Raw genomic sequence first — 13,016 nt, 5'->3', positions numbered from 1 at the left:
CGGCCCACTGAACACTGCGGACCGGATACCGGCAGGGTCATTTCTGTCGTAAGACGCGCTGCCCCGCGACGTCGAGCGTCAGCGCCTCGCCGGTTTGTACTGCATCCAGCGCATGGCCTTGCTGACAAACCCAGGCGATGCCCATTTCACGGGCGATAAGCGCGCCGTGCGCAAGCGGGCTTCCGCCACGCAGACAAATGCCTTTCACCACCGCAGGGTCAAGCGCCACCACGGTGGAAGGGCAGAGATCGTCCGCCACCAGAATCGCCGGAGCAGTAAACTCAGGCAACGTAAGCGGGCATTGTTGCAGATGACGCAGACTACGCTGCAACAGATCGTCAATGTCGATATCGCGCGCCCGCAGATAAGCGTCATCAAGCTGGCGATACTGCGCGCTCATCTCCGTTAATACCTGCTGCCATGCGTACTCTGCGGTACAGTGCTCGCTTCGCAGTAATTCACAGGCGCGGGTAAACAGCTCCGGGTCGTCGAGCAGCATATGGTGGCCAGAGAAGATCGCCGCCAGATCGCCCGGCCAGCTCGCCTCGACGCGGGTTACCAGTGACATCAAATCCAGCAGGGTGAGATCCAACGCGTTGCGCAGACGTGACTGTTCTGCCGTGACGCTCAATACGCTCTTTTTAACGACGGGGGGCAGCGTCGGCGCATAGCGGTATGCTTTTCCCGTTACCGCCGCCGTCGCAGTCTGCATTGCCGGCGCTGCTGCCGACTCGCCAAAATTCGCGGCCGCCAGTTGGCTGAACGCCGCCAGCGCGTCATCCGCCTGCTCGCCACGGGCTAACAGGCGAATAGTGTCATTACAACGTATCTGCAACAGCGCAATCTGATTCAGGCTGTCCGGGGTCACGCATTTGCCGTTCTTTTCCAGCAGAAGGGCGGCGTTAAAGCCGGACAGCGTCGAAACCAGCCGCGACGCCGGACGCACATGCAGCCCGTTGTGATTCTTTACCACCACCGAAACCGACTTTGCTTCGCCGTCCGTAAGCGAGGGCGCGGTCTGCGTCTGGGCGGCTGGGGAAGGTAAACCTAATTGCTCACGTTTCGCCTCCAGCGCATTCATCGCATCAGCAACGACTTTATCGATATCCGCGCCTGCCGCAGCACTCACCGTGGCCGCCAGCGTACCCTCCACCAGCGGCGCGGCGCACAGGCGAACTTTCGCGGCAACAGCCGGTTCGAGCAGTTCCAGCGCTGTTTCCGCGCTCAGCAACGCGCTGCCGATATCCATCATCACCAGCACGTTGTCGGCATCGGCAACAGACTCGATAGCCGCCATCACTTTTATCGGGTCGGTACCGATAGGGTTTTGCGGATCGTCGATCCCGGCGGCAATGGCAATCTTACAATCTTCGCCCATTAACATTTGCCGCGCTAACTCGCCGACCCCTTCACCCAGCCGGGCGCTATGAGAAACAATTACCAGGTTTACCATCACACCGTCCTTACTCTTTTGCCGCTGCGCTCAGCATCTGGGTAATAAACATGACCGAGGTTGCGCCAGGATCCTGATGCCCAATGCTGCGCTCGCCCAGATAGCTGGCGCGCCCTTTGCGTGCCTGCATCGTAATCGTACTTTGCGCGGCGGCTTCCGCCTGCGCGGCGGCGGCGTCCAGGGCGGCGGGTATGGACAGATTTTGTTCGCAGGCCAGACGCAACGACTCGACTACCGGCAGCCAAACGTCGCACATTGTTTTATCCCCCGGTTCCGCTTTGCCCCGGCTGATGACGCCATCTGCGCCTTCGCGCATCATCTGATAAAGTTCTTCCAGCGACAGACTCTGATGGGCTTGTGTCACCTGGGCGGCGCGGATAAAAAAGGTACCAAACAGCGGGCCGCTGGCGCCGCCGACGCTGGAAAGCAGCGTCATGCCGGTATTTTTCAAAATAAAACCGATATCTTTGTCGGCAATAGCGGGTAATTTTTCTACCACCTTGCTAAAACCGCGATGCATATTCAGACCGTGGTCGGCGTCGCCTATTTCGCGATCCAGCCCGGTGAGATAATCGCTTTGCTGGTTGAAAATGTCGCCGCAGCGATAGAGCCAGTTGACGATTTGCGTTCTGGTCAGTGACATAACGTTCTCCTTAGTTTCCCCAGTTCAGGGCCGGGGTGTGAACCGGGGCGTCCCATAATGCGAGGGTGTCGTCGTCCACTTTCAACAGGGTGATGGAAAAGCCGGACATATCGAGCGACGTGCAGTAGGCGCCGATCAGATTGCGCTCGATAATCATTCCTGCCTCCTGGCAGCGCGTTTCCAGGCGATTGTAAACGCCGTAGAGTTCCGAAAGCGGCGTCGCGCCGAGATTATTGACCAGCGCAATTACCCGGTCGCCGCGCTGTAAAGGCTGCTTGTTTTGTTTGTCTTCCAGCCAGACGCCCTGCTGTGGATCCCAGTGGCGCAGCGTACGGCTATAGGCACCGTTTTCCAGCAGCGTATCGAACATCTGATCCACGGTCTCATCCAGCGAGGAAAAGGCGCGACGGTCGATACCTGGCTCACCGTGAATACCCACGCCGAACTCCATTTCGTTGTCGTTCAGGGTGAAAGATGGTTTACCGGCGGCGGGAACCGTGCAGGCCGCAAGAGCGACGCCAATCGAATGACCGTGATTATTCAGTCTGCGGCCCAGCGCAGCGCAGGCTTCCAGCGAGTCGCCGCGCTCTGCCGCCGCGCCGACCAGCTTTTCTATCAGGACCGTATTGGCGACGCCGCGACGTCCGGCGGTATACAGGCTGTCTTTGACCGCCACGTCGTCGTCAACCACAACGGTGGTGACCTTCACGCCGCTGTCGTGGAGCAGTTCGGTGGCGGTTTCAAAGTTGAGGATATCGCCAGTGTAGTTTTTAATAATCAGCAGCACGCCTTCGCCGCCGTCAATCTGCATGGCGCACTCAAACATTTTATCCGGCGTCGGCGAGGTGAATATTTCGCCGGGGCAGGCGCCGGAGAGCATTCCCCGCCCAATATAGCCACAGTGCATCGGCTCATGCCCGCTTCCGCCGCCGGACAGCAGCGCCACTTTGCCCTGAACGGGGGCATCCGCGCGGGTGACATACACCGGATCCTGATGCAGGGTCAGCGTAGGGTAGGCTTTCGCCAGACCCGCCAGTTGTTCACTCAGTACGTCTTCCACACGGTTAATTAGCTTTTTCATTTTTTGCTCCGGGTTATCTCCAGGGACAGGACGTGTTCAACATCACGGCGACCGCGCGCTGCCGATAGCGCAATTGTGCCCCAGCGCGCGAAAAAGAAAATTCATCGGTGTTATGTTTCATAATGGAACCAAACTGAGCAGAAATGTTTCATTCTGGAACGCATTTGACGGAAAACAAGCAAAAATGCGAGCGAGCGCACCCTGACTGGAGATAACCGGCAATGGCTTCACCTGATGACGAGATTCCTGCGTTTCTGCGCGCTTCATGGTTGCGCTGCGCCAGTATTATGCGCCCTGATTTCTGGTCGAGGCCGCATCGGGCGCAGGGGCTGACCTTTGACACCATTTGCCGGCGTAAAGCGGCGCTGCTGACGCTGGGACAGGCGGCGCTGGAAGATGCGTGGGAGTACATGATGCCGCGTCGGTGCGGGCTGTTTATTCTTGATGAAAGCGCCTGCGTGTTGAGTTGCTGCGGCGATGCCGGGACGCTGGAGCAGCTTGCGGCGCTTGGGTTTGTTGAGGGGACCTACTGTGCGGAAAGCATTATTGGCACCTGTGCGCTGTCTCTTGCCGCTCTGCTTGGGCAGCCGGTAAAAACCCGGGGTTCCCATCACTTCCGGCACGCGTTGCGCCCGTGGTGCGTCTGCGCGACGCCGGTTTTTGATAATCACGGACGTCTTACCGGTTCGATCGCGCTGGTTTGCCGGGCGGACGACGATACCTCATCCGATCTGCCGCTCACGCTGGCGATAGCCCGGGAGGTGGCTAATTCTCTGCTCACCGACAGTCTGCTGGCGGAATCCAACCGTCACCTTAACCATCTGAATGGTCTGTTAGAAAGCATGGACGATGGCGTGATGACCTGGAATGCCCAGGGCCACGTGCAGTTTATCAATGCAAGGGCGGCGCGGTTGCTGCACCTTGACGTAGCGGCAGCCCAGGGGAAAAACCTGACGGAGTTATTCACGTTGCCCGCAGTGCTGGTGCGGGCCGTCCGGCAACACCGTCCACTTCATCATGTCGAGGCAACGTTCGAAAGCCAGCATCAGTTTGTGGATGCGGTGATCACCCTGAAACCGATCCAGGACGCACAGGGCACCGGCTTTATTTTATTGTTGCACCCGGTGGAAAAAATGCGCCAGCTCATGACCAGTCAGTTGGGCAAAGTGAATTATACCTTTGCGCAAATGGCGCAGAACGATCCGCAAACCCAGCGGCTCGTCCACTTTGGTCGCCAGGCGGCGCGCGGCGCTTTTCCGGTGCTATTGCGCGGTGAGGAAGGCGTGGGTAAGGAGTTGCTGAGCCAGGCGATCCACAATGACAGCGAGCGGGCGGAAGGGCCGTACATAGCAGTAAACTGTCAACTGTATGCCGAACGGGCACTGGATTTTGCGTCAACGACGGCGGGTGAGGAGGGCGAAGGACGCCTGAGTCGGCTGGAACTGGCGAACGGTGGAACGCTGTATCTGGAAAAAATCGAATATCTCGCCCCGGCACTGCAGTCGGCGCTGCTGCAGGTCATCAAACAGGGCGTGATTACCCGTCTCGATGCCAGGCGCGTAGTGCCGGTCGATGTGAAGGTTATCGCCGCCACCACGGCGGATCTGGCGCTGCTGGTGGAACAAAACCGCTTCAGCCGTCAGCTTTACTATGCGCTACATGCTTTTGAGATCACCATTCCGCCGCTGCGGATGCGTCGCAGCAGCATTCCTTCGCTGGTCGATCACCGGTTACGCCGTCTTGAGAAACGCTTTTCCACGCGACTCAGGATGGACGATGACGTGCTGGCGCAACTGGTCGCCTGCGACTGGCCGGGAAATGATTTTGAACTGAACAGCGTCATTGAGAATACGGCGCTGCGCAGTGAAAAAGGGCGCATTCACCTCAGCCACCTGCCGGACTATGTCTTCAACGAACGGCGAAATGCGCCTCTGGCGGAAGAGCGGCGGTCTGCCAGCTTATCGTTCGCGGATGCCGGGAAAGAGGCGATTATTCACGCCGCCAGACTTACCGGCGGACGGGTACAGGAGATGTCCGCGCTGTTAAAAATTGGCCGGACGACACTTTGGCGAAAAATGAAGGTCTATGGCATTGACGTCGGCCAGTATAAATCGCAGCGCGATAACGATTAGAAGCGTGATGGCAGATGGTTAATCGCGATCAGCTTGCCCTGGCTCAGTTCGATATAGCCCCCTTTTTTCAGCGCCGAGAGAATTTTCATCACGCTGCTGCGTGAGATATGCGTTCTGTCGAGAATAAACTGATAAGCGGCCACGCTTTCCCGGATACTGTCCGGCTCCTGATTCAGCGCCAGCAACTGCTTACAAAGAAGATCATAGGCGGTTGGCGCGGTCGCCATCTCATTTTGTATAAACAGCTTATTCATCACGACGATCATATGCTTCGCCATGATTTCCCAGAGCTGTTTCTCCTCAATGCGCGCCATGACGGTATCAAGGGGCACGGTGGCGACCTCACACGGCTCCAGAGCACGCAGCAGCAGCTTTTCGGATAAGGCGCTGGTAAAACCCAGCGAGACAGGGGCGGATGCAATGCCGAGCGCCAGGTGATTTTCCTGGTTTTCAATGCTGACCACACCGCTACGGATAAACTGACAGCAGTGCTCGCCCGCGCGAATAAAAACAAACCGACTGCCTTTAGGATAGCAGCGAAATTCCTGCTCCTGCGTCAACTGCTTTAGCAGTTCCGGGGCATAAACGGAAGGCTGCTTGAGAAGATTAAACGATGATTGCTGCGACATGATGGCGGTCCGGTCATGATTAACGCATTGAGAACCTGCGGTATCAGGTTCTTACTTTGACGAGCATAGTCTACGGCTAATATTTCAGGGGAATATTTTGCTGTATCTGGAGAAGTACGCCACGTTCCGTGATGATATAGCCACCTTTTTTAAGGTCGGCAAGAATTTTCATAATGCTGCTGCGTGACAAAAAGGTTCGGCTCTGAATGTAGTTCGCCGCGGTAATGTTGCGGCGGAACTCAACAGATTCCTTCATTAACTCATAAAGTTGTGAGCGAATAATATCGTAGGAACTGGGCGCGGTAATACGCGTACAATGATCGTAAACCCGTCCTGCGGTGTAAACCAACAGCGACGCCAGGCTTTCCCACAGATTCTCTTTCGTAATGACCTCATTGACTTTTGTCAGGGGTAATACCGCCACCCGCGAGCACTCCTCACTGCGCATAAAAAGATAACTGGCATCACAGAGTTGATTACTTAAGCCAAAGACAAACGGCGCGACTTCGGAATTAAACATAAAGCTATCCCGCGTTCTGAATATTGAAATGGTTCCTTTCAGCAGGAGTAGGCATTGATGGGAGTTATTGTTTTTATAGTTAATTATTTGTCTTGGTTTTGTTTCGTATATGTTAGCGTGTGGCAGAAGTTTATCTATTATCCGCTCAATGTGTTTTACCGGTTTTATCGGCAGGTCTTTATATGCAATTGATTCAGTAGCTATTTTGCGTGCAGGCATCATTGCTCTCCCATGGCATTATCATAATTGGAATAACGTAACTTACTGCTTGATTTAGTAATTATGGGGAGTGCAAATTAATAAGTGAATCTGGAATAAAGTGTAAAATTACACCAAAAAATCACTTGAGCGAATATATGCAGCTATATGAAAATCATCATTAAGCAATATGACAACGTATTTGGTTGCTGCTTGCAGAAAGCGGAATGACGTGTAACCCGATAACGTGGTTTTGACTTATGGCCTGGCATTTTTCAAAGACATAGCGGAAATGTTCTCGCTAAAGAGGCGGTTTTCGCACCGGTAAATTAACCGGATTATAAATAAACAAAAGTTAAGGATAGCAATGATGAAAAAAAATAGCGTAGTGATGGCGTTATCCGTCGCAGGTCTTTTGACTATTTCAAATGCCATCGCCTATGACGGCACGGTTAATTTTATGGGACAAATTCTCGATACCGCATGTACCGTGGATATTGGTTCCAATAATACCCTGATGGTGGATATGGGCAGCGTTTCCAAAACGGCTTTTGTCAGCGTTGGCGATGAGGCATCGACAACGAAATTCACCTTAAGATTGATCAATTGTCCGGTCAGCGTGACGTCGGCAAAGGTCAAGTTTGATGGCTTAGTCGATGCGTTTGACAACAGTTTACTGGCGATAAACCCGGATCCGGGTGCGGCGAGTGGCGTGGCGATTCGACTGAAAACAGCGGATAAAAGCAACCTTGGGCTGAACGAGGTGAACGGCTATTCGTATCCGTTATCCAGTACCGCGGATAATCATCTGGATTTTTACGCGGCTTATGTCGCCACCAGCGCCACTGTGATGGCGGGGCCGGCTAACGCTGTCGCCAATTTTACCGTTAACTATAACTGATTTACCTGCGCCGTTTAAGGGCCAGTATTTGGCCCTTTCAGAGGTTTAGTATGAATGCATTACGTTGTTGCGTCCTGTTCCCCGTGTTTTTCGCGATGGGTATTTCGATGACTCACGCTGGCGTTTCCGTTGGCGGTACGCGCGTTATTTATGATGGTGAAAAAAAAGAGGCCTCTCTGAGCGTCAGTAATCCCGATACCATCCCGTATTTAATTCAATCGTGGATTGAATTACCGGATGCGGCTCGAACAAAAGCCCCGTTTATTATTACGCCGCCGCTTTATCGTCTGGATAACGGTCAGCAAAACGTAATGCGAATTATCCGCAGCGGAAATTTGCCGGAAAATAAAGAATCGTTGTTCTGGTTGAACATTAAGTCAATCCCGTCGGCAGCGCGAAAGGACAATACGTTGCAAATCGCCGTAAAGACACGAATAAAACTCATTTATCGTCCCGGTCAACTGCGTCAGTCGACGCCGGAAGCGCAGGCAGAGAAATTAATCTGGCGGCTGGACGGAAAGTTTATTCAGGTAAAAAATCCTTCCGCATACTTTATTAATTTTAATGAAATTACCGTGGCAGGTAAAAAAGTGAACGATGTGACATTCGTTGCGCCGGAAAGTACCGCCCGTTTCGTGCTGCCGTCCGGCGTCAGTGGCGGAGCCGTCACCTTTAAAATCATTAACGATTATGGCGGGACAGGCGACGCGCATCGCGCTGCAATATAGCCAGGGATGGCTGTCGGGGAATAAAGTCAATGATGATAGCAAATTACAGAAATCACCTTCCCCCGATCCGACTGGCGATGTTTATCTCATTAATGATTTCAGCTGTGCTGAATGAGGCGAAGGGAAGAGATTATTTCAACCCGGCGTTACTTGAACGAACCCAAAGCGCATCCGGGGAAATTGACCTTTCTGGTTTTGAAACGGGTCAGCAGGCAGAAGGAACCTATCGGGTCGATATTCTCCTTAACGGAGAGCTCCGGGAGACCCGGGAGGTTGCCTTTGTCAGGGATGATGACGGAAACCTTCAACCCTGCCTGAGCGACGTTATTTTACAGCGCTACGGGGTGAGAACTGACGTCTATTCGGGGTTAATGGCGAAAGGCGACTGTGCGGAGCTGTCAGCGATCCCTCAGGCATCCAGTGAACTGTCATTTTCCTCCCAGAAACTGATGCTAAGTATGCCACAGGCTGCGCTTTCCGCCCACGCGCGGGGCTATGTCGCGCCGGAACTGTGGGACGAAGGGATAACCGCGGCAATGCTGAATTACAGCCTGAGCGGGGACAATAGCCGGGAAAAAAATACCGGCTTAACCCGCAACAGTCAGTACGCCAATCTGCGACCGGGCATGAATATCGGCCCCTGGCGTCTGCGTAACTACACCACCTGGAATCGCGACAGCGAGGGCAACGAGCGCTGGGATACGGTTTACACCTATCTGCAGCGCAACATTATTCCCTTGAAAGCGCAGGTGGTTCTGGGCGACAGCGCCTCGCCCGCCGATGTTTTTGACAGCATTCCGTTTCGCGGCGGTCAGCTTGCGTCAGATGACGACATGCTGCCGGATTCGCTGAAAGGTTATGCGCCGGTGGTCCGGGGGATCGCCCGTACGCATGCGCAAATTATTATCCGGCAAAACGGCTATCAGATTTATCAAGGTTACGTCGCGCCCGGCGCGTTTGAGATCAGTGATATGTACCCGACTGGCGGGGCCGGCGATCTTGAGGTGACCCTGAAAGAAGCCGACGGCAGCGAGCAGCATTTCACCGTGCCGTTTGCCTCATTACCGGTACTCCAGCGTGAAGGACGCTTCAAATTTTCGCTTACCGCGGGCCGCTACCGTACTTACGACAGCCGGGTGGAGCGCGCTCCATTTTCCCAGGGGACGGCGATGTATGGTTTACCCCACGCGTTTACCGTTTACGGGGGAATACAGATCGCTGATCGCTACCGCGCGATGGCGATGGGGGTGGGCAAAAACCTCGGTGTCGTAGGGGCGGTTTCTGGCGATGTGATTCAGTCATGGGCCCGACCACATGAAGCCGGGAAGGCGCAGGGACAGTCCTGGCGCATTCGCTACAGCAAAAACAGCGTGGCGACCGGAACGAATTTCGCGATTGCCGGTTATCGCTACTCAACACGCGGTTATTACGCCATGCAGGACGTGTTTGATACCTACGGTGGCGGTAACATGCTGTCGCAGAAGCGGCGTAATCGCATGGAGGCTAACGTCAGCCAGAGTCTTGGCGCAGGCGCAGGTTCGCTGTCGCTCACTGCGGTGCGGGAAGATTACTGGCATTCAGGTAAACCCATGCAGTCGCTGAGTGTCAGCTATAACAACACCTGGAAGCAACTCAGCTACGGAATTAGCTGGACGCAGAGTCAAAACAGTCAGTCAGGCAATCACGGTCATGCGGAGAGCGATCGCCAGATAGCCCTTAACGTCAGCATGCCGCTGACGGCGTTTATGGCAAATACCTGGGCTCATTCTGGCCTGAACCACAGCCGCAGCGGCGGCACGACCCAAAGCATCGGAGTCAGCGGTATGGCGCTGGCAGGAAATGCCCTGAGCTGGAATATCCAGCAGGGATACGGTTCGGATGACGTGGGCTATACCGGCAGTCTGAACGCCGACTATAAGGGAACCTATGGGGAACTGAGCGGCGGCTACAGCTACGACCGCGCGATCCAGCGGGTGAACTATGCCCTGGCCGGCGGCGTGTTGGCGCACGCTGACGGCGTTACGCTGTCCCAGCCGCTGGGAGAAACTAACGTGTTAATTAAAGCGCCGGGCGCAGGCGGTGTCGGGGTGAAAAATCAGAGCGGCGTCAAAACCGATTTTCGCGGCTATACCCTGGCCAGTAACGTATCGCCGTATCGTAAAAACGATATCGGACTGGATACGCTAACCGTTCCCGACAACGTGGAACTGGCGTTGACCAATAAAAACGTTGTGCCGACGCGCGGCGCCGTCGTGCGTGCGGAGTTTATCGCCAGCGTCGGGCAGCGCCTGTTGCTGAATTTACGCCGTGATAACGGGCTACCGGTGCCGTTTGGTTCGGTTGCCAGCGTTAGCGGCGCAAAGGGGCCGGGGTTTATTGTGGGCGATGACGGACAGGTTTATCTCAGCGGAATGGAACGGCAGGGCACGCTGGATGTCGTCTGGGGAGACGGCCCGCGACAGCGCTGTCGCGCCGCTTATTCGCTGGATGCGACAGAACAGTATTCCGGCGTCAACGTCGCCAACAGCCTTTGTCGCTGAATACTTCACTTATGGCAATGAGAACAATACCGTGCGGCAATTTCATTTTTTATTCGGCGCGTTACTCCTGGTATTTTCCGGTCTGTGTTCCGCCGACGTGTGCGAAATAACGGCGCCGCTGATTCGAACCGTGTCGACAGGCAATATTCTGGTGCAGCGTGATACAGGCGCAGGCGCGGAAATTGCCCGCGTCCGGGTCTCCGGATTTGTTGAACTGGCGTCGTTTTCATCCACTGGCGTCGCGAGTTGCAATGGCGGCTATACGTTTAATTACTTATCCGCCACGCCCGCGTCCATGAGCGGAGTGTATAACACTAACCTCGACGGCGTCGGGATCCGCACGTCGTTCGACGCCGGTAATTTCATGCTGCCATCTTATGGCGCGAATATTAAGACGCTCTATTACCTCGGTAATTATGACGTCATTTTTTATAAAACCGGAAACATCACCTCTGGCCCCTTAACCCCTGGATTAATCGCGCAGGGCTGGTATGGCGCGCCGGACAATCACTTTGTGCAAATTTCGCTGGACGCCGCAAGTCAGGTCACGGTATTAGCCTGTTCGCTTTCCAGCCAGGTGATTAATTTTAATCTCGGCGATATTAATGCCAGCGCATTTTCAGACCGACCAGGATTTATCCCCTCGCGCGGCGATACGCAAACCCTGGGATTGAATTGCGATCCTTCAACCAATATCAACATTGAACTGAGCGGAACGCCAAACCCGGATGTCAGCGGCGATTCCGGCGTTCTGGCGCTCAACGGGCAGGGGATGCCCGGCACGGCGGAAGGTGTTGGGGTGCAACTGCTTTACAACACGATTCCGCTGCAGCTGAACAACCGCATCCTGCTGAAACAATCGGCGGGTGGGCAGGAAGCGTTTCCCCTGACGGCGCGTTATTACCAGACCAGGGCTGTTGTTAAGCCGGGCAGTGCGAATGCCACGGCAACGCTGAATGTAACGTATCAATAGCAGGTGATGAAAATGCCCGGTAAACAAGGACTGGCAATAGCGATGTTATTTTCTGCGCCGGCGTGGAGCATTGGCGATCCGGTGGCGCTGTACGTCACCGGCAACGTAAAAGCGGCGCCGTGTCAGATCAGCAGCGACAGCGTAACGAAAACGGTCGACCTTACCGCCGATCAGTCGGTTACCGCGTCGTCGATGTACACCCCGGGCTCAACCACGCCATGGGTGGCGTTCGATTTGAGTGTGGAAAACTGTCCCGCGGGCACTACTCAGGTAACCGTCATGTTTAATGGCAGTCCGGATCAAAACCAACCGCAGGACCGATATCAAAACGTCGGAACGGCGACGCCGGTGGCGGTACAGCTTCAGAGCCGCGATGGACAGCCGCTTGGGGATGGAAAATCACTTAGCGGTCAGGTGGAAAGTCAGCGTTATACATGGCAACTGCGCGCCCGCATCGTGAGCCAGCAGGGACATGTCATGCCGGGCACCGTTAATGCTGTCGTGACCGTTTCAATGACCTATCAGTAAAACGTTGACAGGCGCTTTATGAATATCATTATCCGCTGTGATGATAGCTTTTATAAATTTGGGCTGACCGCGCTGCTGGCGGAAATATTCCAGCAGGAAGACGAACAGCAGACGGTCATTTTTGCTGATTATCATCCAGATAAAATCAGGGCGGCGGATATTCTCGTTGCTGTTCTGCGTCCGGGAGAGGCCTATCTGTGCCATCCGGAATTATTACATTGTAAGGCCGGGTTGATGATTGGCATTGTCGAACAGCGTCACGTTCCCGCTCGCGGCGAACTGCCGGATTGCCTGCGCCAAATTGTGTTGATGGCCCATAACGCCACGGTTGACCATCTGCGCAATACGATAGCACATCACTGGCCGTTAACCCGGCAAGATAAAGATGAGGGCGTTAAACGTTCCTGCGTCAGTTGTTCCCATAAGCGCGTTTCAGATAAGCAGCAGCATCTGATACGTCTGTTGCTCTCCGGCCTGACGTCCCGGCAGATCGGCGCGCAGATGAACATTGGTCAGAAAACCGTACTGGCCCATCGCCATGCGCTCATGCATAAATTCAGGCTCAGGTCGGACTGTGAACTGATGCAGTTTCTGGTGGCGAAGGAGGAAAAATATCCGCACCGGGGCGGGGAAGAAGGAGGATGATGATCTGGCCGGGCAGGGGAGGCCGCCGCCCGGCGCAGGGCAGGA

General features: G+C 54.9%; 12 protein-coding genes. 7 read left to right on the top strand and 5 right to left on the bottom strand.

Annotated features, from left to right (window positions below; translation table 11 throughout):
- Positions 1–37 precede the first annotated feature (37 nt).
- From dhaM to dhaK, 3 genes are read right to left on the bottom strand one after another with little or no spacing between them, the layout of a single operon-like run.
- Complete coding sequence (dhaM, locus tag OGY07_RS21885) at positions 38–1,453, bottom strand: dihydroxyacetone kinase phosphoryl donor subunit DhaM (protein ID WP_286603137.1); 1,416 nt, start codon at positions 1,451–1,453, stop codon at positions 38–40.
- A gap of 10 nt (positions 1,454–1,463) precedes the next feature.
- A complete protein-coding gene (gene dhaL, locus OGY07_RS21880) occupies positions 1,464–2,096 on the bottom strand; it encodes a dihydroxyacetone kinase subunit DhaL (RefSeq protein WP_042287666.1) in 633 nt (210 codons plus the stop codon).
- A gap of 10 nt (positions 2,097–2,106) precedes the next feature.
- Positions 2,107–3,177 carry a dihydroxyacetone kinase subunit DhaK gene (dhaK, locus tag OGY07_RS21875; RefSeq protein WP_211934414.1) on the bottom strand — a complete coding sequence of 357 codons (1,071 nt, stop codon included), beginning with the start codon at positions 3,175–3,177 and terminating at the stop codon, positions 2,107–2,109.
- 221 nt (positions 3,178–3,398) lie between these two features.
- Between dhaK and dhaR the strand changes: the two genes are divergently transcribed.
- A complete protein-coding gene (dhaR, locus tag OGY07_RS21870; RefSeq protein WP_286603134.1) occupies positions 3,399–5,309 on the top strand; it encodes a dihydroxyacetone kinase operon transcriptional regulator DhaR in 1,911 nt (636 codons plus the stop codon).
- Here the strand turns inward: dhaR and OGY07_RS21865 are convergent.
- Positions 5,306–5,938, bottom strand: coding sequence for a winged helix-turn-helix transcriptional regulator (locus tag OGY07_RS21865; protein ID WP_060569617.1), 633 nt, complete (start codon positions 5,936–5,938; stop codon positions 5,306–5,308). The two genes, dhaR and OGY07_RS21865, sit on opposite strands and share 4 nt — an antisense overlap.
- A gap of 76 nt (positions 5,939–6,014) precedes the next feature.
- Positions 6,015–6,677, bottom strand: a complete 663-nt coding sequence (locus tag OGY07_RS21860; protein WP_042287756.1) for a winged helix-turn-helix transcriptional regulator — start codon at positions 6,675–6,677, stop codon at positions 6,015–6,017.
- Positions 6,678–7,026: 349 nt separating this feature from the next.
- On the opposite strand from OGY07_RS21860, the gene OGY07_RS21855 reads away from it, so the two are divergent.
- From OGY07_RS21855 to OGY07_RS21830, 6 genes are read left to right on the top strand one after another with little or no spacing between them, the layout of a single operon-like run.
- Positions 7,027–7,557, top strand: coding sequence for a fimbrial protein (locus tag OGY07_RS21855; RefSeq protein ID WP_042287657.1), 531 nt, complete (start codon positions 7,027–7,029; stop codon positions 7,555–7,557).
- Between the two features lie 50 nt (positions 7,558–7,607).
- Entirely contained in the window at positions 7,608–8,285 is a 678-nt protein-coding gene (locus OGY07_RS21850) for a fimbrial biogenesis chaperone (RefSeq protein WP_211934412.1), read from the top strand.
- A gap of 29 nt (positions 8,286–8,314) precedes the next feature.
- Complete coding sequence (locus OGY07_RS21845) at positions 8,315–10,825, top strand: fimbria/pilus outer membrane usher protein (protein WP_286603128.1); 2,511 nt, start codon at positions 8,315–8,317, stop codon at positions 10,823–10,825.
- Positions 10,719–11,798, top strand: a complete 1,080-nt coding sequence (locus OGY07_RS21840) for a fimbrial protein (RefSeq protein WP_286603126.1) — start codon at positions 10,719–10,721, stop codon at positions 11,796–11,798. The genes OGY07_RS21845 and OGY07_RS21840 overlap by 107 nt, the downstream gene beginning before the upstream one ends.
- A 12-nt stretch (positions 11,799–11,810) precedes the next feature.
- Entirely contained in the window at positions 11,811–12,326 is a 516-nt protein-coding gene (locus OGY07_RS21835) for a fimbrial protein (protein ID WP_052406284.1), read from the top strand.
- Between the two features lie 18 nt (positions 12,327–12,344).
- Positions 12,345–12,971 (top strand): helix-turn-helix transcriptional regulator, encoded by a 627-nt coding sequence (locus OGY07_RS21830; protein WP_286603119.1) that lies wholly within the window; start codon positions 12,345–12,347, stop codon positions 12,969–12,971.
- Positions 12,972–13,016: the final 45 nt, after the last annotated feature.

It is taken from the genome of Citrobacter sp. Cs237, from assembly GCF_030332325.1.
GTDB classification, from domain to species: Bacteria; Pseudomonadota; Gammaproteobacteria; order Enterobacterales; family Enterobacteriaceae; genus Citrobacter_A; species Citrobacter_A sedlakii.
The sequence above is the reverse complement of the archived record's forward strand: the minus strand, read 5'-3'. Positions and strand labels throughout refer to the sequence as shown.

What these genes read in the sequence shown, in the direction of transcription:
- OGY07_RS21865 (WP_060569617.1), bottom strand. Translation starts at nt 5,938, where the DNA reads ATGTCGCAGCAATCATCGTTTAATCTTCTCAAGCAGCCTTCCGTTTAT.
- OGY07_RS21845 (WP_286603128.1), top strand. Translation starts at nt 8,315, where the DNA reads ATGATGATAGCAAATTACAGAAATCACCTTCCCCCGATCCGACTGGCG.
- dhaL (WP_042287666.1), bottom strand. Translation starts at nt 2,096, where the DNA reads ATGTCACTGACCAGAACGCAAATCGTCAACTGGCTCTATCGCTGCGGC.
- dhaR (WP_286603134.1), top strand. Translation starts at nt 3,399, where the DNA reads ATGGCTTCACCTGATGACGAGATTCCTGCGTTTCTGCGCGCTTCATGG.
- OGY07_RS21835 (WP_052406284.1), top strand. Translation starts at nt 11,811, where the DNA reads ATGCCCGGTAAACAAGGACTGGCAATAGCGATGTTATTTTCTGCGCCG.
- dhaK (WP_211934414.1), bottom strand. Translation starts at nt 3,177, where the DNA reads ATGAAAAAGCTAATTAACCGTGTGGAAGACGTACTGAGTGAACAACTG.
- OGY07_RS21850 (WP_211934412.1), top strand. Translation starts at nt 7,608, where the DNA reads ATGAATGCATTACGTTGTTGCGTCCTGTTCCCCGTGTTTTTCGCGATG.
- OGY07_RS21855 (WP_042287657.1), top strand. Translation starts at nt 7,027, where the DNA reads ATGAAAAAAAATAGCGTAGTGATGGCGTTATCCGTCGCAGGTCTTTTG.
- OGY07_RS21840 (WP_286603126.1), top strand. Translation starts at nt 10,719, where the DNA reads ATGTCGTCTGGGGAGACGGCCCGCGACAGCGCTGTCGCGCCGCTTATT.
- dhaM (WP_286603137.1), bottom strand. Translation starts at nt 1,453, where the DNA reads ATGGTAAACCTGGTAATTGTTTCTCATAGCGCCCGGCTGGGTGAAGGG.
- OGY07_RS21860 (WP_042287756.1), bottom strand. Translation starts at nt 6,677, where the DNA reads ATGCCTGCACGCAAAATAGCTACTGAATCAATTGCATATAAAGACCTG.
- OGY07_RS21830 (WP_286603119.1), top strand. Translation starts at nt 12,345, where the DNA reads ATGAATATCATTATCCGCTGTGATGATAGCTTTTATAAATTTGGGCTG.